This window comes from Bradyrhizobium genosp. SA-4 str. CB756 (assembly GCF_000473125.1).
GTDB classification, from domain to species: domain Bacteria; phylum Pseudomonadota; class Alphaproteobacteria; order Rhizobiales; family Xanthobacteraceae; genus Bradyrhizobium; species Bradyrhizobium arachidis.
The window spans coordinates 7,448,911-7,475,307 of record NZ_KI421499.1 but is presented as its reverse complement, the minus strand read 5'-3'; the positions used below and the strand labels follow the sequence as shown (position 1 = coordinate 7,475,307).

Here is a 26,397-nt window from a genome sequence, read left to right as displayed (position 1 = left end):
TTTGAAGGCCCCCAAGAGACGAAAAAACTCAAAAGACTCAAAGAGCAAACAGGGCTGCGTAAGCGGTGGTCAAGATCTACAAAATCTGTCCGGCCTCGGCCTGGCGCGAGGCGGAACGGCAGGGCGTGTACCGGGGTAGCGCGGACGACGCGCGCGACGGATTCATCCATTTCTCGACGGCCTCCCAGGTTCCCGAGACCCTGCGCAAGCATTATTTCGGGCAGCGCGCGCTGTTCCTGGTCGAGGTCGACGGTGATGCGCTCGGCAGCGAATTGCGCTGGGAGCGCTCGCGCAATGACGAGCTGTTTCCGCATCTCTATGGCGAGCTCGATCTCGGCGCCGTGATCGCGGTGATGAACCTCAATATGCGCTCCGATGGCGGCCACGACACACCGGAGCTTCTCCCGTGATCCGCGCCTTCGACGCTTTCTCGCTGCCGGTGCTGCGCTGGCTCGATCCGGAGGATGCGCATCGCCTGGCGATCCAGGGCCTGCGCTTCCTGCCGCCGGTCAAGCCGCGCCCTGACGATGCCAAGCTCGCGGTGCGCGCCTTCGGCCTCAACTTTCCCAATCCGGTCGGCATGGCCGCGGGCTTCGACAAGAGCGCCGAGGTGCCCGACGCCTTGCTGCGGCTCGGCTTCGGCTTCGTCGAGATCGGCTCGGTCACGCCGAAGCCGCAGGCAGGTAACCCGCGACCGCGGCTGTTCCGGCTCGAGCGTGACGAAGCGGTCATCAACCGCATGGGTTTCAACAATGACGGCGCAGAGGCAGCTCTGCGCCGGCTCGCCGCGCGCGCGCAGCATGGCGGCATCGTCGGCGTCAATGTCGGCGCCAACAAGGATTCGCCTGACCGCGTCGGCGATTACGTCAAGCTGATCGAGACCTTCGCGCCGGTGGCGAGCTACTTCACCGTCAACGTCTCCTCGCCGAACACGCCGGGCCTGCGCAATCTTCAGGAAGGCGCGCTGCTCGACGATCTGCTCGCGCGGGTGATCGACGCCCGCGAGCGGGTGCGCCAGAAGGCCGGCGATACGCCGGTTCTGCTCAAGATCGCGCCGGATCTCAGCCTCGCCCAACTCGACGACGTCGTGCAGGTCGCGCGCTCGCGCAAGGTCGACGGCATGATCGTGTCGAACACGACCATCGCGCGGCCGAGCACGCTGCGCGAGGAGATGCGCGCCAGGGAGCAGGGCGGCCTGTCCGGCCGGCCGCTGTTCCGCCTGTCGACGCGCATGGTCGCGGAGACCTATGTGCGGGTCGAGGGCGCATTTCCTCTCGTCGGCGTCGGCGGTGTCGACTCCGGCGGCGCCGCGCTGACGAAGATCCGCGCCGGCGCGAGCCTGATTCAGCTCTATTCCTCGCTGGTCTACAAGGGCCTCGGCCTCGTCGACGAGATCAAGCGCGACCTTACCTCGACGCTGCTGCGCACGGGACGGGATTCGCTGTCGGAGATCGTCGGCGCCGATGCTGCGACGCTCACGGCGGAAGACTGGCCGGGGATGTAAGCTCTTCGCCTCTCCCCGCTTGCGGGGAGAGGCCGGAATTTGCGGGAGCAAATTCCGGGTGAGGGGGACCCTCCGCGAATCCCACTCTCACCGCTCCTGCGGAGACTCTCCCTCATCCCAACTTTCTCAGAGCGAGCTCTGCTCGTCTCGCCCCCGCAAGCGGGGAGAAGGGGAAGAAAACGTCGCCCTGAACAGCGCCGGATAGCGCGCACCCTGCAATCCGCCGCGCGCGATGTAGAACGCGATCAGCGCGCACCACAGCCCCACATTGCCTAGAGATTGCAGCGCCAGCCAGGTGCCGAGGAAGATCCCGAGCGAAGCCAGCATCAGGTTGCGCATCTCGCGCGCCCAGGTCGCGCCGACATAGATGCCGTCAAAGCCGAAGGCGAACACGCCGGGGATCGGTGCGAGCACGATGAACGGCAGGAAATCGCGCGCGGCGCGGCGAACGTCCTCGCTCGCGGTCATGAAGTTGATGATGTTCTGGCCGAACAGTGCGAATACCACCGCAACGACCATGGCAAAGCCGAGGCCCCAGGAAAGCACCAGCCGGGTCGAATCCGCAAAACCCTTTGCGTCGCGCGCACCGAAGGTGCGGCCGCAGAGCTGCTGGGCCGCATTGGCAAGGCCATCGAGGAAGAAGGCGCTGACCAGCAGGAAGTTGTTCAGCACGGAATTCGCCGCCAGCGTGACGTCGCCGGCGCGCGCGCCCTTGGCGGTGAAGAACAGGAACACGGTGATCAGCGCCGCGGTGCGGACCAGGATATCGGAATTCACCGCCAGCATCCGCATCAGCTTGGCGCGGTCGAACAGCGTCGCGCGGGGAACGGCAAAGCCGCCATGCGCATAGCGCCGGCAAACGACGATGCCGAGCGCGAAACCGACGCCCTCCGACAGCAGCGCGGCGATCGCCGCACCGGCGATGCCGGTGTCGTAGACGAGCACCAGCAGGATCGTCGCCGCCATGTTGATGAGGTTGATGACGACCTGGAGCGCGAGCGCCGGATTGGCGCGGGCCTGCCCGACCAGCCAGCCGAGGATGACATAATTGGCAAAGGCGAACGGCGACGACCAGATCCGGATCATGAAATAGGTTTTTGCCGCGTGCGTGACGCCCGCGCTGCCGCCCATCAGGTCGAACAGCACGGCAGAGAGCGGCAATTGCAGCGCGATCAGCGCCGCACCGATCAGCCCTGCGACGATGAAGCCGCGCACCAGGATCACGATCTGCTCGCGCGTTTCGCCCGCGCCGAGCGCCTGCGCGGTGAAGGCGAGCGTGCTCATGCGCAGGAAGCCGAACAGCCAGAACAGGCAGTCGAAGATCACGGAGGCCATCGCGACGCCGCCGAGCAGGGCGGCATCGTCGAGCCGCCCGATCGCCGTGGTCGAGACCACGCCGATCAGCGGCGTCGTCAGGTTCGCGACCATCGCGGGACCGGCGATGGCGAACACCTGGCGGCTGCCGATCTTGAGGGGGACGGGCGCGTGCATGTCAGAGCACGAGCACCATGCCGTCTTCAGCGGCGAGATGTTCGACGTCGTCCAGGCGCGACAGCATGTCGTCGCTCATATGGGTGAGGACGAGGCGTTTTGCGCCGATGGCGGGGAGGTGCTGTTCCAAGGTCTTCAGGCTGAGATGGTTCTTGACCACCTTCTCGTACATATAGGCCTCGGCAATGAAAAGGTCCGCGCCATGCGCCAGCGGAATGAGCGCCCCCGTCCATTCGGTGTCCGCGCTATAGGCGAGCGTGCGGCCCTCGGCTTCGACGCGGTAGGCGAGGAAGGGACCGCCGGATTCGCCGTGCACGACCGGGTAGGGCGTCACCGTCACCGCGCCAAAGCTTCGGCTTTGCTCCGGTGCGAGCGCGACGATGTTGAGCTCGAAGCGCTGTTTTGTCTTCGAGGAATGCTCGAACAGTGCCTCCATCACCTGCGCCAGCCGTGCCTCGATACCCTCAGGCCCCGCGATCGTCAGCGGCCTCGTCCGCCGCGAGAATTGTGCGTCGAGCAGAAAGAACGGCAGGCCGGCGAAATGGTCGCCGTGGAAATGCGTGATGAGGATGAGATCGATCTCGTTACGGTCGATCTTGAGCCGCTTCAGTGCCGGCAGAGCCGACGCGCCGCAATCAATCAGGAAGTTCGCCGTGCGACCCGAGATATGGAAGCAGGTGTTGAGCCTGCCGCTGGAACCGAAGGCGTCACCGCAGCCGACGAAACGCAGTTGCATCGGCTGCGGGCTCCCTGAGTACGACCCGGACTTAGCGGCGCGGCGCGCCGAAGATGCGCGAGAGCAGCCAGATCGGGATCACGATGACCGCGCCGAGCAGGAAGTAGCGCCACAGCCAGTTCACCGCATCGAAGCCGAGATCCCAGAGCCGCTGGAACAGCAAGCGAATGCTGTAGATGATATTCCAGGGATCGAAGCCGATTGCAGCGAGCACGACGCCGACCAGGATCGAGAGCAGGACCAGCCGAAACGCGACCGCCAGCGGCGAGCCGCCGAGAAAGCGGTGCAGGCCGTCGCTGCGGCCGGCCGGCAAATCTCTGACGTCTTGGACCATCGCAAACTCCTCGGGCGGATTCGATCCCATTATAGGGCACGGCGGGGGACATGGGGAACCCGTGAGGGGGCGTCAATCGGGTTACGGGAGTTTAATTCGGAATTTGATTTAGGTGCATTACCGGCCGCGGGCTCGGTCACCTCTCCCGCTTGCGGGAGAGGTCGCGCCCCGGGCGATGCGAAGCATCGTCCCGCGCGCGGGTGAGGGCTCTCTCCTCTAGGGGAATCCCACTGCGGAGACACCCTCTCCCCCAACCCTCTCCCGCAAGCGGGAGAGGGAGCGCACTACCTTCGTGGCGGCATCACGCCTCAATCTCCGCCGTCTCCGCCTTCAACATCCTCTCCAGCGTTTCCAGTCTGTCCGCCTCGCGCGGCGGCTTGTCCCAGCGCAGGCGGCTGATGCGGGGAAAGCGCATCGCGACGCCGGATTTGTGCCGCGGCGAGCGCTGCAGCCCCTCGAACGCGACCTCCAGCACCAGGCCCTTGTCCGCCTCGTGCACGACATGGCGGACGGGGCCGAACTTTTCCGTGGTGTTGCGGCGGACGAAGCGGTCGATCTGCAACAGCTCCTCGTCGGTGAAGCCGAAATAGGCCTTGCCGACCGGCACCAGCTCGTCGCCGCTCTTGCCTTCGGTCCAGACGCCAAACGTGTAATCGGAGTAATAGGATGAGCGCTTGCCGTGGCCGCGCTGCGCATACATCAGCACGGCGTCGATGATGTGCGGATCACGCTTCCACTTCCACCACTGGCCCTTTGGCCGTCCCGGCAGATAAGGCGCATCGCGCCGCTTCAGCATCACGCCCTCGACGGCGTCCGCGTCTTCGCCCGCGCCGGCACTTGCGGGATCGGCGCGTGCCGCGGTGAGCGCGTCCCAGCTTGCAAAAGGAACGGTCGGCGAGAGATCGATGCGGGGATCGTCCAGCTTCTTGATGAAGGTCTCCAGCCGTTCGCGCCGCTCCGCGAACGGCAATTCGCGCAGATCGTTCTCGTCGTCACCGAGCAGATCGTAGGCGCGCAAGTGAATCGGAAACTCCTTGATCAGCTTGGGCGAGACGACCTTGCGGTTGAGCCGCTGCTGCAGGACGTTGAAGCTTTGGACGCGGCCTTCGCGCAGGATCAAGAGCTCGCCGTCGATCGCGCCGGGCAGCCGCAGCGACGGCACGAGATCGGGAAAGCTTCCTGTGATGTCCTCGCCGGTGCGCGAATAGAGCCGCGCGGTGATGTGGCCGCGGTCGTCGCGGCCGGCCACCGCCTGCACGCGGATGCCGTCCCATTTCCATTCGGCGATGTAGTCGGCGGGATCGAGACTTTGGAAATCCGCGTCCTCGATCGCGTGCGCCAGCATCACGGGCCGGAACGGTGCGGGATCGCGATTGACCGGCTTGTCGGCGCGTCCTTCCAGCCAGGCGAACAGGTCGAGATAGGGCGGCGCAAGGCCTGGCCAGATCAATTCGACCTCATGCGGGTCCTTGTCGCCGAGCGCTGCGGCGGCAGTCTTCGCCAGCCGCGCGGAGATGCCGATGCGCAGCGCGCCGGTGACGAGCTTCAAGAGCGCCCAGCGGCCGGTTTCATCCAGCTCGTCGAGCCAGCGTTCGAGCTGCTTTGGCAGCTCGGTCTTGCCGAGTGTGCGGAGCGTGGTGACGACTTCGGTCAGCGTCGGTGGGGGAGGGTTGTTGTGGTTGCTTGGGTGAAGCGCATCGCTGGCATCTCGCCCGCGGTACCCCTCTCCCTGACCCTCCCCCGCAAGGGGGGAGGGAACGGTGAGAGCGGTGCGTCCATCACGCGATGATTCACTGTCAGTCGTCGCGTTCAATAGCTGCCGCGCACGCAACTGCGCTCCCTCCCCCCTTGTGGGGGAGGGCGGGGGAGAGGGGTGGCCCGGAAAAGATTGTGCGTTGTTCTGCGCCTTCGGCCACATCAGCGCGACCGTCTCCGAGAGGTCGCCGACATAGTCGTAACTCAACCCGAACAGCACCTCATCTGTCCGCGATGCGATGAGGTCGCGGATCAGCGCCGGCTTGGCGTGCTTGAAGCTCAGCGCGCCGGTGAGCGCGGCCAGTGCATAGCCGCGGTCGGGATCGCCGACCTCGCGAAAATAGCCGGTGATCAGCCGCAGCTTGTTGTTGCGGCCGGGCTCGTAGGCGAGGCGGTCGAGAAGCTCGGCGAAGCGGTTCATGCCTCGGCCTCATCGGCAGTCGGCGTCTCGCTCTCCTCCTCGTCGCCATAGCCGACGAGATCGAGCGGCTGTGCTCGCAAACCTTGCGTCTTGCACCAATGCACCATCGCATCTTCCTGGCCGTGGGTGACCCAGATCTCGCCTGCGCCGGTCGCCGTGATCGTGGCGGTGAGACCGTCCCAGTCGGCGTGGTCGGAGATCACCAGCGGCAATTCGACGCCACCCTGCCGCGCCCGGGCGCGCACGCGCATCCAGCCCGAGGCGAAGGCGGTGACAGGGTCAGGGAAGCGCCGCGTCCAGATATCCGACGTGGCCGAGGGCGGCGCCAGCGTGATGGTGCCGGCGAGCGCTGCCTTCTTCACGCCCTTCACCGGCCTGAGCTCGCCGAGGTCGATGCCGCGGCTCTGATAATATTCGGTGATCTTCTCCATCGCGCCATGCAGATAGATCGGCGCATCAAAGCCGGCCTGCCGCAGCAGCGCGATCACGCGCTGCGCCTTGCCAAGCGAATAGGCGCCGACGAGATGGGCCCGCTCCGGAAACAGCGCGACGGAGGCCAGCAGCTTCTTCACCTCATCGGCCGCATTGCCGTGCCGGAATACCGGCAGGCCGAACGTCGCCTCGGTGATGAAAACGTCGCAAGGCACGAGCTCGAACGGCGTGCAGGTCGGGTCGGGCGCGTCCTTGTAGTCGCCGGAGGCGACGATGCAGGTGTCCTTGCAGGTCACCGCGATCTGCGCCGAGCCCAGCACATGGCCGGCCGGGTGAAACTTGACCTTGACGTCGTCCAGCCTGATCTCCTCGCCATAGCGGATGACTTGCGTCGAGCCGGCGAAATTCTCGCCATAGCGTAGCCGCATCATATCCAGCGTTTCCTGCGTCGCCAGCACGGCGCCATGGCCGGCGCGGGCATGGTCGGAATGGCCGTGGGTGATCACGGCCCGCTCCACGGGACGGACAGGATCGATGTGGAAGCCGCCGGGCTTGCAGCACAGGCCGGCAGCAGCTGGCAGCAGGATGTCTTGAGGACGCATGGTTGTCATATAGGGAGCGGTCGCTCCAAATTAACCCGTCATGCGCGGGCTTGCCGTCTCCGCTAGGCTTCGCCGGCCCAGTAGTGTAAAAGCCCGCCGAAGCTAATTAGCGGAGGCGGGACCCGCGCATCCATCCTCTTAAAGAGTTGCTTTTTTGATGGATTGCCGGGGAAGCTCGGCAATGACGAGCCAAGTTCCCGATGCCCCTCCGCCTTTTCCTGACCTCCGGCGATCTCATGGCCGACCGCCGTTTCGAGTTCGCGCGCGACCTCCAGCTCAAGGGCGACCTGCCCGCCGCCGCCGACCTGCTGGAGCAGGCGATCGAGCTTGCACCTGAGTTCACCTCGGCCTGGTTCACGCTCGGCGAGATCCGCCAGCAACTCGGCGAGCGTGACAAGGCGATCGAGGCCTTCCGCAGGGCGCGCGCCTCCGATCCCGAGGATCAGCACGGCGCCGGCCTTCATTTGATGCGGCTCGGCGACACTGAGATGGCGGAGATGCCGAAAGCCTATGTGCAGGCGCTGTTCGACCAGTATGCGCCGCGCTTCGAGCACGCGCTGATCAACGATCTCGGCTACCGCGCGCCTGCGCTGATCTTCAAGGCGGTGCTGGCCGCGCGCGTCGCCGCGAAGAAGCCGGCCTTCTTCAAACGCACCATCGATCTCGGTTGCGGCACTGGCCTAGCGGCCGCAGCCTTCGCCAAACAGGTCGACCATTTCATCGGCATCGACCTGTCGCCCGGCATGATCAAGGAGGCGCGCACCACCGGGCTCTATGCCGAGCTCGAAGTCGCCGACATGATCGAAGGCCTCCGCACCAAGGCTGACGCGAGTGCGAACCTCGTCGTCGCCGCGGACGCGTTCGTCTATCTCTCCGATCTCGCGGCTGTTCTCACTGAAGCGAGGCGCGCGCTCGTATCCGGCGGCGTGCTCGCCTTCACGCTGGAGACGCATGACGGCAGCGGCATCGTGCTCGGCGAAGGTCTGCGCTATGCCCATTCGGCGGAATATGTCCGCGGCGCCATTGCGAAAGCCGGGCTCAAGCTTCTCACACTGGAGCCGGCCTCGCCGCGCAACGAGAACAACGAGCCGGTGCGCGGCCTCGTCGTCGTCGCCGAGAAAACTTGAGTCTAGGCGCTGCAACTCGCGTGATTTGAGCGTCATTGCGTCGCAAAGCGACGACTTCCTACTTGCGAGCGATGCTGCCTTCCCAGCACAATGCGCGCACCAGGGAGAAAACAACAATGACCAAGAATCCATCGCGGCGCGATTTCAGCGCCGGTGCGCTCGCCACCATCGCCGCCTCCACTGTGCCCGCGCCGTATGTCTGGGCCGCGGAGAAGAAATACGATGCGGGCGCCAGCGACACCGAGATCAAGATCGGCCAGACCGTGCCGCATTCCGGTCCCGGCTCGCTCTACGGCGTGCTCGGGCGTATCGGTGAAGCCTATTTCCAGATGCTGAACGAGAAGGGTGGCATCAACGGACGCAAGATCAAATTCCTCACCATGGACGATGCCTATAGCGCACCGAAATGCGTCGAGGCGACACGGCGCCTGGTCGAGCAGGAGGAAGTGCTGGCGCTCTACGGCTCGCTCGGCACCGCGCCGCAGACCTCCGTGCACAAATACCTGAACTCCAAGGGCGTGCCGCAGCTGTTGCTGAACACCGGCGCGTCGAAGTGGAATAACCCGAAAGAGTTCAAATGGACGATGGCGGGCCTGCCGCTCTATCCGACCGAGGCGCGCATCCTGGCCCGGCACGTCGTTGCCGTGAAGCCGAATGCCAAGATCGGCATCCTCTACCAGAACGACGATTTCGGCCGCGACTTCCTCGGGCCGTTCAAGAAGGTGCTGGCTGACGCCGGCGGCACCGCGCAGGTGATCATGGAGCAGACCTATGATCTCACCGATCCCACGGTCGATTCCCAGCTCATCAATCTCTCGAAGTCGGGCGCCGACGTCTTCTACAACATCACCACCGGCAAGGCGACGTCGCAGTCGATCCGGAAAGTCGCCGAGCTCGGCTGGAAGCCGTTGCAGCTGCTGTCGGCCGGCTCGACCGGCCGCTCGATCCTCAACGCCGCGGGCCTCGAGAACGCCACCGGCATCGTCGCCATCCGCTACAACAAGGAGGTCGGCCTGCCCAAATGGGAGAAGGACCCCGACGTGATGGCGTTCGAGGAGCTGCGCAAGAAGTACATGCCGACCATCGACCCCGACAACACCATCGCGTTTGCCGGCTACGGCCAGGCCGTCACCATGGGCGAGATCCTGCGCCGCTGCGGCGACGACCTCACCCGCGCCAACGTGCTGAAGCAGGCCTCCAACCTCAAAGGCTTCCATTCGCCCTATTTCCTCGACGGCGTCACCTATGACTACACGCCCGAGGACTACACGCCGATGAAGACGCTCTTCATCTCGACCTTCAGCGGCAAGGATTGGGACATCTCCGACAAGCCGATGTCGGAGTAGGAAAGGGCAGCGTACGCTGCTGTCTCTTCCCCTCTCCCCGCTTGCGGGGAGAGGGTAGGGTGAGGGGGAGCCTCCGCGGGGACGGAGGCAGCTGCCCTTGCGGAGACTCCCCCTCACCCGGAATTCGCGCTGTCGCGCAAATTCCGGCCTCTCCCCGCAAGCGGGGAGAGGCGAAGGAAAGCCCACCCCCTCGACGAACCCAGCCCCACGGCTTACCTGTGATGCCGTGCCGCCCCGCATCCTCAAAATCCCGGCCGAGCCGGCCACGCTGCTGCCCGACCGCTTCAACGCGTGGTTCGCGGCCCGCGGCTGGTTGCCGCGTGAGCATCAGCTCGCGCTGCTGGAGAAGGCACGCGAAGACCGTTCCGCGCTCTTGATCGCGCCTACCGGCGCCGGCAAGACGCTGGCTGGATTTTTGCCGACGCTGGTGGAGCTCTCGGCGCAGCCGGTCGAACGCAACGCCGGCGCCAAGCAAAACCTCGTCTCCACCGGCCGCACCGTGCAACGCACCGGCGGCCTGCACACGCTCTACATCTCCCCGCTCAAGGCGCTTGCCGTCGACATCGCACGCAACCTCGAGAGGCCGATCGCCGAGATGGGGCTGCCGATCAAGGTCGAGACCCGCACCGGTGATACGCCAGTGTCGCGGCGCCAGCGGCAGCGGCGTTATCCGCCGGATGTCCTGCTGACGACTCCGGAGCAGCTCGCACTCTTGCTCTCCTCCGATGACGCGCCCTTCCTGTTCGGCTCACTCAAGCGCATCGTGCTCGACGAGCTGCACGCGCTGGTGACATCCAAGCGCGGCGATCTGCTCTCGCTGGGCCTTGCGCGCCTTTGGCGCCTCGCGCCGCAGATGCGCGCGATCGGCCTGTCGGCGACGGTGGCCGAGCCGGACCAGCTTGCGCGCTTCCTGGTGCCGCAGCCCGAAGGCAAGGAGGTCGCAGCCGACATCGTCGTCGCCGGCGGCGCCGCGCCGCCAGAGGTCGAGATGCTCGATACCCGCGAGCGGCTGCCCTGGGCGGGCCACAGCGCGCGCCACGCGCTCCCCGAGATCTACGAGCTGATCAAGGCGAACAAGACCACGCTGGTCTTCGTCAACACCCGCAGCCAGGCCGAGATGCTGTTCCAGAATCTCTGGAGCATGAATGACGACGGCCTTGCCATCGCGCTGCATCACGGCTCGCTCGACGTCGCACAGCGGCGCAAGGTCGAGGACGCGATGTCGGCGGGACGCCTGCGCGGCGTGGTCTGCACCTCCTCGCTCGACCTCGGAGTCGACTGGGGCGATGTCGATCTCGTCGTCAATATCGGTGCGCCCAAGGGATCCTCGCGCCTGATGCAGCGCATCGGCCGCGCCAATCACCGTCTCGACGAGGCCTCGCGCGCGGTGCTGGTGCCGGCCAACCGGTTCGAGGTGCTGGAGTGCCGCGTCGCCATCGACGCCATCGCCGAGAACGCGCAGGACACGCCACCCTTGCGCACCGGCGCGCTCGATGTGCTCGCCCAGCACGTGCTCGGCTGCGCCTGCGGCGAGCCGTTTTTCAGCGACGAGCTTTATGGCGAAGTCCGCACCGCCGCGCCCTACGCAAACCTGTCGCGGCAGGATTTCGACGACGTCGTCGATTTCGTCGCCTCCGGCGGCTACGCGCTGAAAACCTATGAGCGCTTCGCCCGCATCAAGCAGGACAAGGAGGGCCGCTGGCGCGTCGCCAATCCCAAGGTGCGGCAGAGCTACCGGATGAATGTCGGCACTATCGTCGAGGACGACATGCTGAAGGTGCGGCTGGTACGCTCGCGCAGCGGTGGAACGGGGTCGACCGGCGTGATCGCGCGCGGCGGCCGGTTGCTCGGCGAGATCGAGGAGGCCTTCATCGAGGGTCTCAGCCCCGGCGACACCTTCGTGTTCAGCGGCGAGGTGGTGCGTTACGAGACCCTGGTCGAGGACCAGGTCTATGTCTCGCGTGCGCATGACAAGGACCCCAAGGTGCCGTCCTATATGGGCGGCAAGTTCCCGCTCTCGACCTATCTTGCCGAACGCGTCCGCCGCCTGCTCGACGATGGCCGCGCATGGAAGGGCTTGCCGGAGCAGGTGCGCGACTGGCTGTCGCTGCAGAAGGACGTCTCGCGCGTGCCAGCGGTGCGCGAGCTCCTCGTCGAGAGCTTTCCGCGCGCCAACAAGCATTACATCGTCTGCTATCCCTTCGAAGGCCGCCTCGCGCATCAGACGCTCGGCATGCTGCTGACGCGGCGGCTTGAGCGCGCCCGCGCGCGGCCGCTTGGCTTCGTCGCCAATGAATATGCGGTGGCGATCTGGGGGCTCGGCGATCTCTCTTTCATGATCCGGGACGGCCGGATCGACCTCAACGCGCTGTTCGCCCCCGACATGCTCGGCGATGACCTCGAGGCCTGGCTCGCCGAATCCGCGCTGATGAAGCGCACGTTCCGCAACTGCGCCATCATCTCCGGCCTGATCGCGCGTCGCCACACCGGCGAAGAGAAGAGCCGCCGCCAGGTGCTGTTCTCGACCGATCTCGTCTACGACGTCCTGCGGAAACATCAGGCCGATCACGTCCTGCTGCGCGCCGCCCGCGCCGATGCCGCCACCGGCCTGCTCGACCTGCGCCGCCTCGGCGACATGCTCGCTCGCATCCAGGGCCGCATCACCCACCGGGAACTCGACCACGTCTCCCCGCTCGCCGTCCCCGTGATGCTGGAAATCGGCCGCGAGTCAGTCTATGGCGAAGCTGCAGACGAGCTGTTGGCGGAGGCCGCCGACGAGCTTGTCAAAGAGGCGATGTCGTAGACGGCAAGAATGTATTTTCGGGGCACAACTCTCTCCACACCGTCATGCCCGGGCTTGACCCGGGCATCCACGTCTTCCTTGCAGCGGCAAGAACGTGGATGGCCGGGACAAGCCCGGCCATGACGGAGAACGTTGCGCTATCGATCTCTTTGACCCGCACCCTGGACGTGGCCGGCATCTCGCTCCACACCGATCTCTCCGGCGCGCTGTTCTGGGAAGAGCAGCGCCTGCTGATCGTCTCCGATCTGCATCTGGAGAAAGGCTCCAGCTTTGCCACGCGTGGCGTGTTGCTGCCTCCTTACGACACGCTGGCAACGCTGAGCCGTCTCGCTGCTGTCATCTCCTGCCACAACCCACGCACCGTCATCGCGCTCGGCGACAGCTTTCACGATCGCACCGCGCATGAACGATTGTCCGCTGACGACCGCGATGCCGTCGCCGCGCTCCAGACCGGCCGCGACTGGATCTGGATTTCTGGCAATCACGATCCCATGCTGCCGCGCGATCTCGGCGGCACCGTCGCCGACGAAGTCGCGATCGGCCCGATCACGTTCCGCCACGAGCCGACCGGCGCGCATGGCGAGATCGCCGGCCATCTGCATCCGAAGGCCCGCGTCTCCGCGCGCGGCCGTTCGATGGAGCGGCGCTGCTTTGCCAGCGACGGGATGCGCGCCGTGATGCCGGCCTTCGGCGCCTATGCCGGCGGCCTCAGCATCCGCGATGCGGCGTTCGCAAAGATTTTTCCGAAGAACGGTTTCGTCGCCCATCTGCTCGGCGACCGCCGCGTCCACGCGATCGCGGCCTCGCGCTGTTATTGAGTTCCCGCGCCTTCGCGAACCGAAATTGGGACAGCGCTACATTCGGTATTTATCCGGAGTCGCCGAAGTCGATTGCGACCTCTAACTTGGCTGCTGCCGGGGCTGGAATTTCGCATCCCGAACAAGAATTGCAACCGGCAAGGGGTCGTCGCAAGGCGGCCCCTTTCGATTCCCGCATCCGCAGTCGGGGATTCGAGCACCTGCATTTCGGGCGGCCACACACAACATCGCCGCTGTTCTGGAACAAATTAAGAACACTTTAGCAAGTCTTTGATATATCATTGTGATTCGGCACGTTGCCGACACAATATCTAGCGTCTGTCAGACTCTGCGAGGACTACATGTCCAACATTGCCTTTGATCAGTTTGCCCTCACCCGGATCGCCGATTTCGCGCGCTCGCTGTCGCGGCTGCATCAGACGGCGCGGCGCTTTGCCGTCGATGACGACCAGTTCGACCGCGAGTTCAACGCGGTGTGCCAGTCGATCTGGGGCTACACCATCGACGACATCAGCGACGATCTGTTTTCGCCCGAGGATCATCTGTTCCTCGATACGCTCGACGAAGCGCATGCGCGCATCTTCGCGGCCGAGCAGGGCTACGACCTCGTGGACGAGGCCGGCATGCTGACGGACTGGTGGGGCTTCTGCTGGATGATCCTGGCCGAGCAGCGCGGATTGCTGACGGCCGAGAACCGCGCCGCCGCACGCGCGGCGATCGAGGAGAAGTATCTGGCCGCGCCGAATGTGATCGGGGTGATTATCGGGAGGTGACCCGTCATTCCGGGGCATCGCGCCGCGATGAAGGTGCGCAATTGCGCACCTGAGAAGCTGGAGATTCCGGGTTCGACGCTGACGCATCGCCCCGGAATGACAACTCTTTCTGCTAATCCAATCCCGCCCGCTTCGCCGGCTTCTGCGTCTTCGGCACCGTCACGTCAGGCAGCGCCTCGCGCACGATCTCGGCCGGGGCCGGCGCATCCGCCGACACCGTTTCGGCGCGCACCGGCGCCACCTTCATCTCGCCGAGGCGGGCGCGGACCTGCGCGGTGAGACCGGGATAGGAGGCGACCGGCGTGAAGTCCGCGGCCTGGTCGTTGCCGACGCGGATACCGGTATAGGCGACGAGGCCGTCACTGGTCGCGATCACGTCGCCGGCCTTCAGCGAGGAGTCCAGCGCCAGATCGACCGGCGCGAGGCCGACCGGCTCGCGGCCGTTGCAGGTGCAGTCCGACCGCAGCGCCTTGCGATAGGCAAATGCGTTCTCGCTGTCGGCGTAGCGTTCGCCGGTCTGCGAATATGCGCCGTCGATCGAGGAGCCGAAATAGACCTTGGTCGCGGTCGCGGGACAGAATGCCTGACACATCTGCGCGGGCGAGGCGAGCCCGCGCATCAGCGGAAAATATTTGCCGTCGCAGCTGCGCACGCAGAACGCAGGGCCGGAGCCGCCGGCCGCCGCCGAGCGTGTCGGCGGCACATATTGCGGGTTTGCGGCGTTCTGCTGGCCGGTGAAGGGGTCGGAGTAGGAGCTCGCCTGCTGCGGCACGTCACGCTGCGGCCGCTGCTGCTGCAGGCCGCCGAAGAAGAAGTCGAACAGGCCTTCGGCCGAAACCGGGGCGGGAGCCGCGAGCATTGGAGCCGCAAGGAGGCTGGCTACCAGCATGGCGCGACGCTGCCGCCGCGTATGGGACAAGTGTGTACGCAATGCTCACTCCACCCGACGCTACTGAACCGGCCGAAACCTTTGAGGTCGCAGCACGCGATTCACCATAGTGCGCGATGGTAAATGAGCAGTTGAGCAGAGGCGGTTTCAAGACGAGGTGGTGGCCTCTTCAAGGCCATGCGCAGCTTTCGAACGATCGTTGCTTCCGGGACACGCCCGGGCATGCGGCCAAGAATGTTCCGGAGCTTTACGCCTTCAAAAATTCCGACGCCTTGTACAGCGAGCGGAACGGCAGGCCGGCCGCGCCGAACGTGTCGGTAGCGCCTTCCTCGCGGTCGACCATGGTCAGCACCAGCACGACTTCGGCGCCGGTCTCGCGCACGGACTCCACCGCCTTCATCGCCGAGCCGCCTGTCGTGGTAACGTCCTCGACGATGACGACACGCTTGCCAGCCAGCGTCTCGCCCTTGGGCAGGCCTTCGATCGCGAGCTTGGCGCCATGCTCCTTCGGCTTCTTGCGCACGAAGAACGCCGCGATCGGATGGCCCTTGATCCAGGAGATCTGCGCCAGCGCGCCGGCGAGCGGCACTGCGCCCATCTCGAGCCCGCCGATGAAATCGAGCTGGTCGTCCTTCAGCGCCTCATAGGTGAGCTCGGCGAGCAGGGTCGCGCCCTCGGGGTCGAGCATGGTCGGCTTGAGGTTGAAGTAGAAATCGCTCTTGCGGCCCGACGCGAGCGTCACCTCGCCGCGACCGAAGGAGCGCCGGCGGATGATTTCGAACAGGCGGGCGCGGGAGGCGGATTTCGACACGGCGGTCCCTCGAACAGGGTTTTTGGAGGAGGCGGAATTTATCCGCGACGGCCACGACATTCCAGAGGGGGTATCCCCCGTCAACAGGGATCGGCCATCCCGGTCCGCCGGTTGTGGGGGTGCAGGCGCTGAGGTAGTTGGATGCCGGATATCCCGGGGAAGGAACGAGCAAGGAAATAGGGCATGACGATCGAGCTGCACACCTGGAACACGCCGAACGGCCGCAAGATCTCGGTCGCGCTGGAGGAAATGGGGCTGCCCTACAAGGTGGTCCCGGTGAACATCACCAAGGGCGAGCAAATGGCGCCCGGGTTCCTGAAGCTCTCGCCCAACAACAAGATCCCCGCAATCCTCGACCCCGAGGGTCCCGACGGCAAGCCGGTCAGCATCTTCGAGTCCGGCGCGATCCTGCTTTATCTCGGCGAAAAGACCGGCAAATTCCTGCCGAAATCACTTTCGGCGCGTATCCCCGTCTATGAATGGCTGATGTGGCAGATGGGAGGTTTCGGCCCTATGCCCGGCCAGGTGCATCATTTCATCGCGCTCGAGAACGAGCAGGACCGCGCCTACGGCCTGAAGAGGTACATGGCCGAGACCCGCCGGCTCTACGGCGTGCTCGACCGCCAGCTCGATGGCCGCGACTTCGTCGCCGGCGACCTCTCGGTTGCCGATTTCGCCATCCTGGGCTGGGCCTGGCGCCACCCTCGCCACAAGGTTGAGCTGGCCGACTTCCCCAACGTCAAGCGCTGGTACGAGGCGCTGATGGCGCGCCCGGGCGTGAAGCGGGGGATGGAAGCCAAGCTGGATTGAGGGTTGATCCTGTCCCTCTCCCCGTTCTTCCGGGGAGAGGGTTGGGGTGAGGGGCCTCTCTCCGCGCGTGAGGTCGAGGAGGGACCTGTACCCCCTCACCCGAATTCGACCTGCAATCGAATTCGACCTCTCCCCGCAAGCGGGGAGAGGTGAAAAGACCCTCACACTTTCTTCGCTTCCACCGCCATCCGCACCGCGAGCCCGGCCAGCACCGTGCCCATCAGCCAGCGCTGCACCACCATCCAGCTCGGCCGGCTCGCCAGGAACTGCGCGATCGAACCTGCGGCGAGCGCGATCATCGCATTGACGCTGACGCCGATCGCGATCTGGATCGCGCCCAGCACCACCGACTGCGTCAGCACGCTGCCGGCGCTGGGATCGATGAACTGCGGCAGCAGCGCCAGATACAGCATCGCGATCTTCGGATTGAGCAAATTGGTGACGAAGCCCATCGCGAACAATTTGCGCGGGCTGTCGATCGCAAGCTGCTTCACCTGGAACGGCGAGCGCCCGCCCGGCTTCACCGCCTGCCAGGCCAGCCACAACAGATAGCCGGCACCGGCAAAGCGCAGCGCGTCATAGGCGAAGGGAATCGCGAGCAAGAGCGCCGTGATGCCGAACGCCGCGCACAGCATGTAGAACACGAAGCCGAGCGCCACGCCGCCGAGCGAGACGATGCCGGCGGCCGGTCCCTGCGTGATCGAGCGCGAGATCAGGTAGATCATGTTCGGTCCGGGCGTGAGCACGAGTCCAAGGCAGACGAGAGCGAAGCCGAGCAGGGCGGAGGTGTGGGGCATGGGTGAACCGGTGCGGGAGATGCAGTGGTTCTAATATGCGCGGGCGCGCGGGGCCATTGCGCAATTGCACGGAGGACAATTGAGTTTTCGTGTCCCGGACGCGGCACGACGTTCTTGCGCCGGTGCGCCCCCTCGCCCCGTTCTTACGGGGAGAGGGTTGGGGTGAGGGGCCTCTCTCCGCACGGGCGGTCGTCGATAGACCTGTACCCCCTCACCCGGATCACATCTGCGATGTGATCCGACCTCTCCCCGCAGGCGGGGAGAGGTAAAGAGATTCAATGCGCCTCGTCCCAATTGTTCGCGGCGCGCGCGTCGACATGCAGCGGGACCGACAGCAGCACCGCTGGGAACGGCGCGTCCTGCATGACGTGCTGCACGACCGGCAGCGTCTTCTCGACCTCGGCGTCCGGCACCTCGAAGATCAGCTCGTCATGCACCTGCAAGAGCATCTGCGCCGAGAGCTTCTTCTGCGCCAGAGCGTCCTCCACCCGCGTCATGGCGCGGCGGATGATGTCGGCCGCGGTGCCTTGCAGGCGGGCATTGATCGAGGCGCGTTCGTTGAAGGCGCGCACCGAGGCGTTGGAGGCCTTGATGTCGGGATAGTACATCTTGCGGCCGAACAGCGTCGTCACATAGCCGTTCTTGCGGCAGAATTCCTTGGTCTCGTCCATATAGGCGCGGATACCTGGGAAGCGCTCAAAGTACTTCTTGATGTAGGCGGAGGCTTCTTCGCGTGCGATGCCGAGCTGGTTGGCTAGCCCGAACGCCGAGATGCCGTAGATGATGCCGAAATTGATCGCCTTGGCGCGGCGGCGGATCTCGCTCGGCATGCCCTCGATCGGCACGCCGAACATTTCGGACGCCGTCATGGCGTGAATGTCGAGCCCATCGCGAAACGCCTGCTTCAGCACGGGAATGTCGGCGATCTCGGCGAGCAGCCGCAGCTCGATCTGCGAATAGTCGGCGGAAACGAGCTTGTTGCCCGGCGTCGCGATGAAGGCGCGGCGGATCTTTCGCCCGTCCTCGGTGCGCACCGGGATGTTCTGCAAGTTCGGCTCGTTCGACGACAGCCGGCCCGTGGTGGTCGCGGCCAGCGCGTAGGTCGTGTGCACGCGATGGGTCTGCGGATGGACGTAGGTCGGCAGCGCGTCGGTGTAGGTCGATTTCAGCTTCGAGACCTGACGCCACTCCAAGATCTTCTTCGGGAAGTCGTAGCCCTGCTCGGCGAGCTCGTCGAGCACCTGTGCGGTGGTCGACCACGCGCCGGTCTTGGTCTTGCTGCCGCCCGGCAATCCCATCTTGCCGAACAGGATGTCGCCGATCTGCTTGGGACTGCCGACATTGACCGGCTCGCCCGCGATCTCCTGGATCTCGGCCTCGACGCGCGCGGCGGTCTGGGCGAACTCGCCCGACAGCCGCGACAGCACCTGGCGGTCGATCGAGATGCCGCGCCGCTCCATGCGCGCGAGCACCGAGACCAGCGGCCGTTCCAGCGTCTCGTAGACGGCGGTCATGCGCTCCGCGACGAGGCGCGGCTTCAGCACGCGCCACACGCGCAGCGCCATGTCGGCGCCTTCCGCCGACAGAGGCGCCGCCTTGTCGATTGGCACCTGGTCGAAGGTGATCTTGCCCTTGCCGCTGCCGAGCAGCTCGCTCTCCTTCAGCATGGCGTGGCCGAACCAGCGCTCGGACAGCGATTCCAGCCCATGCGAGCCGCGGCCGGCGTCGAGCACATAGGAGATCAGCTGCGCATCGTCGATGCTGCGCAAGGTGATGCCGTGCTGCGCCAGCATCACGGCGCTGAACTTCGCGTCGAAGCCGATCTTGAGGATTCCCGGTGATTCCAGCACGGGGCGGAGCGCGTCGATCGCCTCGTCATGCTTGACCTGGTCGGGCGCGAGTCCCGCATCGAACAGGCCGGCACCGCCGCCGGCCTGCTTGTGCGCCAGCGGCACGTAACAGGCCTCGTTCGGCGCCAACGCCAGCGCGACGCCGCAGAGATCGGCCTGCATCGGGTCGATGGAGTTGGCCTTGATCTCGATCGAGACCTGGCCGGCATCGTGGATGCGCGCGATGAAGGCGTTGAGCTCTTTGAGGCTCTTGACCGCCTGGTATTTGCTGCGGTCGACCGGAAGCTTGCGCAAGGCCTCCTCGCGCGCGGCCGCGAGCGAGATCGGCGCGCCCTTGAGGCTCGCCGTCTTGTCGCCCTTGTCGCCGCCCGTTGCCGTCTTTGCAGGGCCGCCGAACAGGTCGCCGGAGCTCTCGGGCGATTTCGCCTTCGCGCTCTCGCCGGCCCGCGCGCCGCTGCTGTTGCTGGCATCGGCGTCGACATTGGCGGGATCGATCTGGGAATAGTCGGCGACGCGGCGCGTCAACGTGGAAAATTCCATCGCCTTCAGGAAGGCGATCAGCTTGCGCGCGTCGGGCTCGTGCACCGCGAGATCGTCCAGCGGCACGTCCAGATCGACCTTGTCGTCGAGCAGCACCAGCTTGCGCGAGATCCGCGCCTTCTCGGCATTCTCGAGCAGCGCCTCGCGCCGCTTCGGCTGCTTGATCTCGCCGGCACGGAACAGCAGCTGGTCGAGGTCGCCATATTCGACGATCAGCTGCGCGGCGGTCTTGATGCCGATGCCGGGGACTCCCGGCACGTTGTCGGTGGAATCGCCGGCCAGCGCCTGCACCTCGACCACCTTCTCGGGCGGCACGCCGAACTTCTCGATCACCTCGGGGATGCCGATGCGGCGGTCCTTCATGGTGTCGTACATGGTGACGCAGTCGGTGACGAGCTGCATCAGGTCCTTGTCGGAGGAGACGATGGTCGCGCTCGCGCCGCGCTCGCAGGCCTGCCGCACATAGGTCGCGATCAGATCGTCGGCCTCGAAGCCGGCCTGCTCCAGGCAGGGCAGGTCGAAGGCGCGCACGGCTTCGCGGATCAGCGCAAATTGCGGGATCAGGTCGTCAGGCGCCGGCGGCCGGTGCGCCTTGTAATCAGCGTAGATCTTGTTGCGGAATGTGACTTCCGACTTGTCGAACACGATCGCCAGATGCGTCGGCCGGTTGTCCTCGGGCATGTCGCGCAAGAGCTTCCACAGCATGTTGCAGAAGCCGAGCACGGCATTGACCTGCAAGCCGTCCGACTTGCGGTTCAGCGGCGGCAGCGCGTGATAGGCGCGGAAGATGTAGCCGGAACCGTCGACCAGGAACACGTGGTCGCCCTTGCCAACCCCCTTCGCCGCAACCGGTTTGGCAGCAGCTGGCGCAGCGGCTTTGGTGTCGGCTGCGGCCGGGGCTTCATTAGCCTTGGGCGCAGCCTTGGTGTCAGCTTTGGCGGTGGTCTTCGGGGATGTTTTGGGCATGGCCGCAATGTATGAATTTTTGCGGGTTTTGACAGCCTTGGAAGGGGGATTTTTGGGCGGATTCCCACACCTCTCGTCGTCCCCGCGAACGCGGGGACCCCCGCGCGAGCGCTTGCGCTCGTCGCGATAACCACAGGGAAGAGTTTGGCGAAGGTTGACTGTGACTAGGCCGTGGTACGGAGACCGCGATCCATCGACAAATCACGCGGTATGGGTCCCTGCGTGCGCAGGGACGACAGCGCAATTACTCCGCCGCCTGCAACACCGGCCCCGCCTTCCTCGGCGCGATCCAGAACGCATCCGGACGCTCGAACAGGAAGTGCGCATTGAGCCGCAGCGCGACCTGCCAGATGGCGAGCGAACCGATCACGCCGACTATGGTCACAATCAGCGACACCGTGCCGATGTCGGGAATGACGCCGGTACGCAAGAGCAGCGTACGGGTCGCCGCCATCGGCAGGAAGAAGGCGAGATAGATCACGATCGAATGCTCGCCGCAGAAGCGGAAGAAGTTCAGCCAATGCGCGCGCGCCAGCAATGTGCCCATCGTGATGATGGCACAGGCGCCGGCGAAACCGAGCACGAGCGAGACGATCTTCCACTCGCTGGCGCCAGAGGCGACGAGGCCGGCATTGACCAGTACCCAGGTCGCAAGTCCAGCGAGCGCCAGCGCGGGATGTTTCCGCGCGCGATCCGACAGCGCGAACACGTAAGGCGCGAACAGGTAACCCGAATAGAAGTAGACGAAGCGCGCGCAGAATTCGTCGATCGCGGTCCAGCCGGTTGCGATGCGCGCCGTCTCCAGCGCGGCGGCCATGATCCAGACCGCGAGCGGCGGGATTCGCCGTGTCAGTTTTGTGACGACGAAGAACACCGGCAGCAGATAGATGAACCACAGCGTTCCGAACGGCTCGATGAAGGATTCCAGATACAGCAGGCCGGCGTCACGCCAGCTCGATTCCGCGGCGAAGGCGGGCGCCTTGAAGCCGAACTGGATTGTCACCCAGACGACATAGAAATAGGCGAAATGCACCACCTTGCGATCGAGATAGGTTCGCCAGTCCCGATCGATCACCAGTGGCAGGAACAGGCCCGAGATCAGGAAGAAATCGGGCATCCGGAACGGCTTTGCGAAGGCCACCAGGACATGCATGAAACCGGTCTCGCTGGCGGCGAGCTCCACTCCCAGCACCGAGTGCATCATCACGACCATGATGATGCAGATGCCCTTGGCGTAGTCGACCCAGTCGACACGCCCGGCCGTCGGGGCCTTCGGGCTCCCGGTTGCGGCGATTGTGCCTGATGATGCCATGATGTCCCGTTTCGAGGCGTGTTCCGCCCGGCTCTGTGTGGGCGTGGGGCAGTTTGGATCCCAGTGGTTTCCGACTTCTTTACCGGTTCAAGTCGCGTGCCGGTTTTTGCATGCGGACTGTTCCCTCCCCATCGGAAAGTGCTAAACCGCCCCGAGTTGGGGTTTCGTTAACCAGCCAGAACAGGGTTTTTCATGCGAATCGCGATGATCGGCACGGGTTATGTGGGACTGGTATCCGGGGCCTGCTTTGCGGATTTCGGTCACGACGTCACTTGCGTCGACAAGGATGAGAAGAAGATCGCTAGCCTTCATCGCGGCGAGATCCCGATCTACGAGCCCGGGCTGGACGAGCTCGTTGCGAACAACGTCAAGGCCAAGCGGCTGGACTTCACCACCGATCTGTCGAAGCCGGTCGCCGAGGCCGACGCCGTGTTCATCGCGGTCGGCACGCCCTCGCGCCGCGGCGACGGCCACGCCGACCTGTCCTATGTCTATGCCGCCGCGAAGGAGATCGCGCAGGCGCTGTCCGGCTTCACCGTGGTGGTGACCAAGTCGACCGTGCCGGTCGGCACCGGCGATGAGGTCGAGCGCATCATCCGCGCGGCCAATCCGAACGCTGACGTCGTCGTCGCCTCCAACCCCGAATTCCTGCGCGAGGGCGCCGCGATCCGCGACTTCAAGTTCCCCGACCGCATCGTGGTCGGCACCAACGACGAGCGCGGCCGCAAGGTGATGGGCGACATCTATCGCCCGCTGTCGCTGAACCAGGCGCCGCTGATGTTCACCGCGCGCCGCACCGCCGAGATGATCAAATACGCCGCCAACGCGTTCCTGGCGACCAAGATCACCTTCATCAACGAGATCGCGGACCTGTCCGAAAAGGCCGGCGCCAACGTCCAGGAGGTCGCGCGCGGCATTGGCCTGGACAACCGCATCGGCACCAAGTTCCTGCATGCCGGTCCCGGCTTCGGCGGCTCGTGCTTCCCGAAGGACACCAAGGCGCTGATCAAGATCGCGCAGGACCATGACGTGCAGCTGCGCATCGTCGAGTCCGTGCTGGCGGTCAACGAGAACCGCAAGCGCGCGATGGCGCGCAAAGTCAGCCAGGCGCTCGGCGGTTCGTTGCGCGGCAAGACCATCGCGGTGCTCGGCCTCACCTTCAAGCCCGACACCGACGACATGCGCGATGCGCCGTCGATCCCGCTGGTGACCGGCCTGATCGATATGGGTGCGACGGTCAAGGCGTTCGACCCGGTCGGCATGGAGCAGGCCAAGGGTGAGCTGCCCAGCATCACCTATTGCGAGGACGCCTATTCGTGCGCGCAAGGCGCCGACGCGGTCGTCATCGTCACCGAATGGGTGCAGTTCCGCGCGCTCGACCTCGACCGGCTGAAGAGCGCCATGGCACAGCCCATCGTCGTCGACCTCCGCAATATCTATCGCCCGGAAGAGATGGAGGCCGCGGGCTTCACCTACGAGAGCGTCGGGCGTCCGCCGGTGCAGGGCTGACGCTCCCACGACAGTGCATAATTCCGTCATGGCCGGGCTTGTCCCGGCCATTCACGTCTGTTTTCTAATCCAAGACGTGGACGCCCGGGACTTTTGTGCGAAGACGCGCTTCGCGCTTTTGCCCGGGCATGACGAACGGATAAAGCTATTTGCCTCGCACCTTCGACACCCCCCTCCCGATCGATGCCGTGCTCGACGACCTCTCGCGCACGCTGGAGGCGCATAACGCCGCCGTGTTGGTGGCGCCGCCCGGCGCCGGCAAGACCACGCGCGTGCCGCTGGCGCTGCTCGACGCACCCTGGGCGCAGAATAAGAAGATCATCGTGCTAGAGCCGCGCCGCATCGCCGCGCGCGCCAGCGCCGACCGCATGGCCAAATCGCTCGGCGAGCGCACTGGGGAGACCGTCGGCTACCGCGTCCGCTTCGGCTCGAAGATATCTCGCGCCACGCGCATCGAGGTCGTGACCGAAGGCATTTTCACCCGCCAGATCCTCGACGATCCCGAGCTCTCAGGCGTTGCCGCGATCCTGTTCGACGAATTCCACGAGCGTTCGCTCGATGCCGACATGGGCCTCGCGCTGGCCCGCGATGCGCAACTCGGCTTGCGCGAAGACTTGCGCATCCTCGTGATGTCGGCAACGCTCGACGGCGCCCGCGTCGCCAAGCTGCTCGGCGAGGCGCCTGTCGTCGAGAGCGAGGGCCGGGCGTTTCCGGTCGAAACGCGCTATCTCGGCCGCAAGGCGGACGCGCCGGTCGAGCGGCAGATGGCGGATGCGATTGCCTCCGCGCTCCGCGCCGATAGCGGCTCGGTGCTGGCCTTCCTGCCGGGCGCCGCCGAGATCCGCCGCACCCAGAACTTCCTCGGCGAGCGCGTGCAGGACGCTTCCATCGAGATCGTGCCGCTGTTCGGCGCGCTCGACGCCGCCGTGCAGGATCGCGCCATCGCGCCGGCGCGGAAGGGCACGCGCAAGGTCGTGCTGGCGACCTCGATCGCGGAAACCTCGCTCACCATCGAAGGCGTCCGCATCGTGGTCGATTCCGGTCTTGCCCGCGTGCCGCGCTACGAGCCCGACATCGGCCTGACCCGGCTCGAGACCGTGCGCGCCGCGCGTGCGGCGGTGGACCAGCGCCGCGGCCGCGCCGGCCGTACCGAGCCCGGCGTCTGCTACCGGCTCTGGGACGAGCCGCAGACGGCTTCGCTTGCGCCCTACACCCAGCCGGAGATCCTCAGCGCCGACCTGTCCTCGCTGGTGCTCGACCTCGCGCAATGGGGCGTCGCGGATCCTGCCGCGCTGTCATTCCTCGACCCGCCGCCGCAGCCGGCCTGGAAGGAAGCAAAAAGCCTGCTCAGCGAGCTCAACGCGCTCGATGGCGATGGCCGCATCACCGCGGAGGGCAAGAGCCTGCGCGCGCTGGCGCTGCCGCCGCGACTGGCGCGCATGATCGTGGATTCGCATCGCGCTGGCGAAGGCGAAGCCGCCGCCGAGATCGCGGCCATCATCACCGAACGTGGCCTCGGCGGCGACAGCGTCGATCTCGAGCACCGGCGCGACCAGTTTCGCCGCGACCGCTCGCCGCGTGCCGCCAGCGCGCGTGATCTGGCGCGGCGCTGGGCCTCGCAGGTGGCGGTCACAGAGAAAGCGGGTGAGCCGGACGATCTCTCCACCGGCCTGATGCTCGCCTATGCCTTCCCGGACCGTGTCGCACGCAACCGCGGCAATGGCAGTTTCGTGCTCGCCAATGGCCGCGGCGCTGCCGTGGAGCAGACGTCTTCGCTCGCCCGCGCGCCCTACATCGCGGTCGGCGAGATGACGGGCACGGCCGCCAGCGGACGCATCCTGCTCGCCGCGCAGATCACGCAGGACGAGATCGAGCGGCATTTCGCCGAGCATATCGAGAGCGTCGACGAGATTACGTTCGACCGCGGCGCGATGGCGCTGCGCGCGCGGCGCAAGCGCGCGCTGCATGCGATCACGCTCTCCGAGGCGACACTCGCCGTGTCGCCCTCGGAGGACACCGCGCACATTTTTGCCGACGGGCTGATCGCGGTGGGCCTCGACCGGCTGCCCTGGTCGAAGGCCGCCAAACAATGGCGCGACCGCGTGATGTTCCTGCGCAAGGCCGAAGGCGAAAGCTGGCCCGATCTGTCGGGCGACGGGCTGATCGCGCGGCGCGACGATTGGCTGGTGCCGGCGCTCTACGACAAGATCGCGCTCAAGGACATCTCGCCGGGCGATCTCTCCGACGCATTGATGGCGCTATTGCCATGGGAGATGCGCGCGCGGCTCGACCGCGAAGCGCCGACGCATTTTGAGGCGCCGACCGGCAGCGTGCTCGCGATCGACTATGAGGCGGAGCAGGGGCCGACCATCGCGGTGCGGCTGCAGGAATTGTTCGGTCTCAACGTCCATCCCTCGATTGCCGCCGGCAAGGTGCCGCTGGTGCTGGAACTGCTGTCGCCGGCGCAGCGCCCGGTCCAGGTGACGCGCGATCTGCCCGGCTTCTGGCGCGGCAGCTATGCCGCGGTCCGCTCCGACTTGCGCGGCCGCTACCCGCGCCATCCCTGGCCGGACGATCCCGCCAGCGCCGTGCCGACAAGACGCGCGAAGCCGCGCGGGACGTGAGATGCGGTCTCCCTCGCCCGCAGGCGGCAGGGCGATCGCGTTTGAACATTCTCGTCATGCCCGGGCTTGTCCCGGGCATCCACGTTCTTTGTGCTGCATGGCAAGACGTGGATGGCCGGGACAAGCCCGGCCATGACGTTGTGGAGA

At 65.8% G+C, this 26,397-nt stretch carries 20 protein-coding genes; 10 read left to right on the top strand and 10 right to left on the bottom strand.

The annotated features are described in order from the left end of the window. The first annotated feature begins 65 nt into the window (after positions 1-65). Both BRAGE_RS0136165 and BRAGE_RS0136160 read left to right on the top strand, forming a co-directional pair. A complete protein-coding gene (locus BRAGE_RS0136165) occupies positions 66-410 on the top strand; it encodes a DUF952 domain-containing protein (RefSeq protein ID WP_027564779.1) in 345 nt (114 codons plus the stop codon). Next, positions 407-1,504, top strand: a complete 1,098-nt coding sequence (locus BRAGE_RS0136160; RefSeq protein ID WP_027564778.1) for a quinone-dependent dihydroorotate dehydrogenase — start codon at positions 407-409, stop codon at positions 1,502-1,504. Before BRAGE_RS0136165 ends, BRAGE_RS0136160 begins: the two co-directional genes overlap by 4 nt. A 126-nt stretch (positions 1,505-1,630) precedes the next feature. Here BRAGE_RS0136160 and BRAGE_RS0136155 read toward each other — a convergent pair whose 3' ends face one another. From BRAGE_RS0136155 to BRAGE_RS0136135, 5 genes are all read right to left on the bottom strand, one after another. Next, positions 1,631-2,995 (bottom strand): MATE family efflux transporter, encoded by a 1,365-nt coding sequence (locus tag BRAGE_RS0136155; protein ID WP_027564777.1) that lies wholly within the window; start codon positions 2,993-2,995, stop codon positions 1,631-1,633. Between the two features lies 1 nt (position 2,996). Continuing rightward, the gene (locus tag BRAGE_RS0136150; protein ID WP_027564776.1) at positions 2,997-3,731 is read right to left on the bottom strand and encodes an MBL fold metallo-hydrolase; all 735 of its coding nucleotides are present in this window, start codon (positions 3,729-3,731) and stop codon (positions 2,997-2,999) included. Positions 3,732-3,762: 31 nt separating this feature from the next. Then, positions 3,763-4,065 carry a DUF6460 domain-containing protein gene (locus BRAGE_RS0136145; protein WP_027564775.1) on the bottom strand — a complete coding sequence of 101 codons (303 nt, stop codon included), beginning with the start codon at positions 4,063-4,065 and terminating at the stop codon, positions 3,763-3,765. 301 nt (positions 4,066-4,366) lie between these two features. Beyond that, complete coding sequence (locus BRAGE_RS0136140) at positions 4,367-6,241, bottom strand: ATP-dependent DNA ligase (protein WP_027564774.1); 1,875 nt, start codon at positions 6,239-6,241, stop codon at positions 4,367-4,369. After that, complete coding sequence (locus tag BRAGE_RS0136135) at positions 6,238-7,275, bottom strand: ligase-associated DNA damage response exonuclease (protein ID WP_027564773.1); 1,038 nt, start codon at positions 7,273-7,275, stop codon at positions 6,238-6,240. Before BRAGE_RS0136135 ends, BRAGE_RS0136140 begins: the two co-directional genes overlap by 4 nt. A 200-nt stretch (positions 7,276-7,475) precedes the next feature. Here BRAGE_RS0136135 and BRAGE_RS0136130 point away from each other — a divergent pair, with 200 nt between their 5' ends. The 5 genes from BRAGE_RS0136130 to BRAGE_RS0136110 all read left to right on the top strand — a co-directional run bounded on the left by BRAGE_RS0136130 (position 7,476) and on the right by BRAGE_RS0136110 (position 14,142). Continuing rightward, positions 7,476-8,402 carry a class I SAM-dependent DNA methyltransferase gene (locus BRAGE_RS0136130; protein ID WP_027564772.1) on the top strand — a complete coding sequence of 309 codons (927 nt, stop codon included), beginning with the start codon at positions 7,476-7,478 and terminating at the stop codon, positions 8,400-8,402. A 116-nt stretch (positions 8,403-8,518) separates the two neighbouring features. After that, entirely contained in the window at positions 8,519-9,748 is a 1,230-nt protein-coding gene (locus BRAGE_RS0136125) for an ABC transporter substrate-binding protein (RefSeq protein WP_027564771.1), read from the top strand. Positions 9,749-9,974: 226 nt separating this feature from the next. Next, the gene (locus tag BRAGE_RS0136120; RefSeq protein WP_027564770.1) at positions 9,975-12,551 is read left to right on the top strand and encodes a ligase-associated DNA damage response DEXH box helicase; all 2,577 of its coding nucleotides are present in this window, start codon (positions 9,975-9,977) and stop codon (positions 12,549-12,551) included. A gap of 119 nt (positions 12,552-12,670) precedes the next feature. Continuing rightward, positions 12,671-13,369 (top strand): ligase-associated DNA damage response endonuclease PdeM, encoded by a 699-nt coding sequence (gene pdeM, locus BRAGE_RS0136115; RefSeq protein WP_027564769.1) that lies wholly within the window; start codon positions 12,671-12,673, stop codon positions 13,367-13,369. A 341-nt stretch (positions 13,370-13,710) separates the two neighbouring features. Then, entirely contained in the window at positions 13,711-14,142 is a 432-nt protein-coding gene (locus BRAGE_RS0136110; RefSeq protein ID WP_027564768.1) for a hypothetical protein, read from the top strand. Positions 14,143-14,254: 112 nt separating this feature from the next. Here BRAGE_RS0136110 and BRAGE_RS0136105 read toward each other — a convergent pair whose 3' ends face one another. Further along, on the bottom strand, positions 14,255-15,031 hold the full coding sequence (locus tag BRAGE_RS0136105; protein WP_035730473.1) for a DUF2865 domain-containing protein: 777 nt from the start codon (positions 15,029-15,031) through the stop codon (positions 14,255-14,257). A gap of 247 nt (positions 15,032-15,278) precedes the next feature. Continuing rightward, positions 15,279-15,842, bottom strand: a complete 564-nt coding sequence (gene pyrE / locus BRAGE_RS0136100; protein WP_018647906.1) for an orotate phosphoribosyltransferase — start codon at positions 15,840-15,842, stop codon at positions 15,279-15,281. Between the two features lie 183 nt (positions 15,843-16,025). Here pyrE and BRAGE_RS0136095 point away from each other — a divergent pair, with 183 nt between their 5' ends. Then, positions 16,026-16,652 (top strand): glutathione S-transferase family protein, encoded by a 627-nt coding sequence (locus tag BRAGE_RS0136095; protein ID WP_027564766.1) that lies wholly within the window; start codon positions 16,026-16,028, stop codon positions 16,650-16,652. 161 nt (positions 16,653-16,813) lie between these two features. On the opposite strand, the gene BRAGE_RS0136090 is transcribed toward BRAGE_RS0136095, so the two are convergent. The 3 genes from BRAGE_RS0136090 to BRAGE_RS0136080 all read right to left on the bottom strand — a co-directional run bounded on the left by BRAGE_RS0136090 (position 16,814) and on the right by BRAGE_RS0136080 (position 22,117). Then, a complete protein-coding gene (locus BRAGE_RS0136090; protein WP_027564765.1) occupies positions 16,814-17,449 on the bottom strand; it encodes a LysE family translocator in 636 nt (211 codons plus the stop codon). 275 nt (positions 17,450-17,724) lie between these two features. Continuing rightward, the gene (gene polA, locus BRAGE_RS0136085) at positions 17,725-20,805 is read right to left on the bottom strand and encodes a DNA polymerase I (RefSeq protein ID WP_027564764.1); all 3,081 of its coding nucleotides are present in this window, start codon (positions 20,803-20,805) and stop codon (positions 17,725-17,727) included. Positions 20,806-21,049: 244 nt separating this feature from the next. Further along, complete coding sequence (locus BRAGE_RS0136080; RefSeq protein ID WP_027564763.1) at positions 21,050-22,117, bottom strand: acyltransferase family protein; 1,068 nt, start codon at positions 22,115-22,117, stop codon at positions 21,050-21,052. 192 nt (positions 22,118-22,309) lie between these two features. Between BRAGE_RS0136080 and BRAGE_RS0136075 the strand changes: the two genes are divergently transcribed. After that, complete coding sequence (locus tag BRAGE_RS0136075; protein WP_028146477.1) at positions 22,310-23,626, top strand: UDP-glucose dehydrogenase family protein; 1,317 nt, start codon at positions 22,310-22,312, stop codon at positions 23,624-23,626. Positions 23,627-23,775: 149 nt separating this feature from the next. Next, positions 23,776-26,250, top strand: a complete 2,475-nt coding sequence (hrpB, locus tag BRAGE_RS0136070) for an ATP-dependent helicase HrpB (RefSeq protein WP_027561576.1) — start codon at positions 23,776-23,778, stop codon at positions 26,248-26,250. Positions 26,251-26,397 lie beyond the last annotated feature (147 nt).

Coding starts and splice junctions, on each gene's coding strand:
- pdeM (WP_027564769.1), top strand. CDS start 12,671: ATGACGGAGAACGTTGCGCTATCGATCTCTTTGACCCGCACCCTGGAC.
- BRAGE_RS0136080 (WP_027564763.1), bottom strand. CDS start 22,117: ATGGCATCATCAGGCACAATCGCCGCAACCGGGAGCCCGAAGGCCCCG.
- BRAGE_RS0136095 (WP_027564766.1), top strand. CDS start 16,026: ATGACGATCGAGCTGCACACCTGGAACACGCCGAACGGCCGCAAGATC.
- BRAGE_RS0136075 (WP_028146477.1), top strand. CDS start 22,310: ATGCGAATCGCGATGATCGGCACGGGTTATGTGGGACTGGTATCCGGG.
- BRAGE_RS0136155 (WP_027564777.1), bottom strand. CDS start 2,995: ATGCACGCGCCCGTCCCCCTCAAGATCGGCAGCCGCCAGGTGTTCGCC.
- BRAGE_RS0136125 (WP_027564771.1), top strand. CDS start 8,519: ATGACCAAGAATCCATCGCGGCGCGATTTCAGCGCCGGTGCGCTCGCC.
- BRAGE_RS0136135 (WP_027564773.1), bottom strand. CDS start 7,275: ATGCGTCCTCAAGACATCCTGCTGCCAGCTGCTGCCGGCCTGTGCTGC.
- BRAGE_RS0136110 (WP_027564768.1), top strand. CDS start 13,711: ATGTCCAACATTGCCTTTGATCAGTTTGCCCTCACCCGGATCGCCGAT.
- BRAGE_RS0136130 (WP_027564772.1), top strand. CDS start 7,476: ATGCCCCTCCGCCTTTTCCTGACCTCCGGCGATCTCATGGCCGACCGC.
- BRAGE_RS0136090 (WP_027564765.1), bottom strand. CDS start 17,449: ATGCCCCACACCTCCGCCCTGCTCGGCTTCGCTCTCGTCTGCCTTGGA.
- BRAGE_RS0136150 (WP_027564776.1), bottom strand. CDS start 3,731: ATGCAACTGCGTTTCGTCGGCTGCGGTGACGCCTTCGGTTCCAGCGGC.
- BRAGE_RS0136105 (WP_035730473.1), bottom strand. CDS start 15,031: ATGCTGGTAGCCAGCCTCCTTGCGGCTCCAATGCTCGCGGCTCCCGCC.
- polA (WP_027564764.1), bottom strand. CDS start 20,805: ATGCCCAAAACATCCCCGAAGACCACCGCCAAAGCTGACACCAAGGCT.
- BRAGE_RS0136140 (WP_027564774.1), bottom strand. CDS start 6,241: ATGAACCGCTTCGCCGAGCTTCTCGACCGCCTCGCCTACGAGCCCGGC.
- BRAGE_RS0136145 (WP_027564775.1), bottom strand. CDS start 4,065: ATGGTCCAAGACGTCAGAGATTTGCCGGCCGGCCGCAGCGACGGCCTG.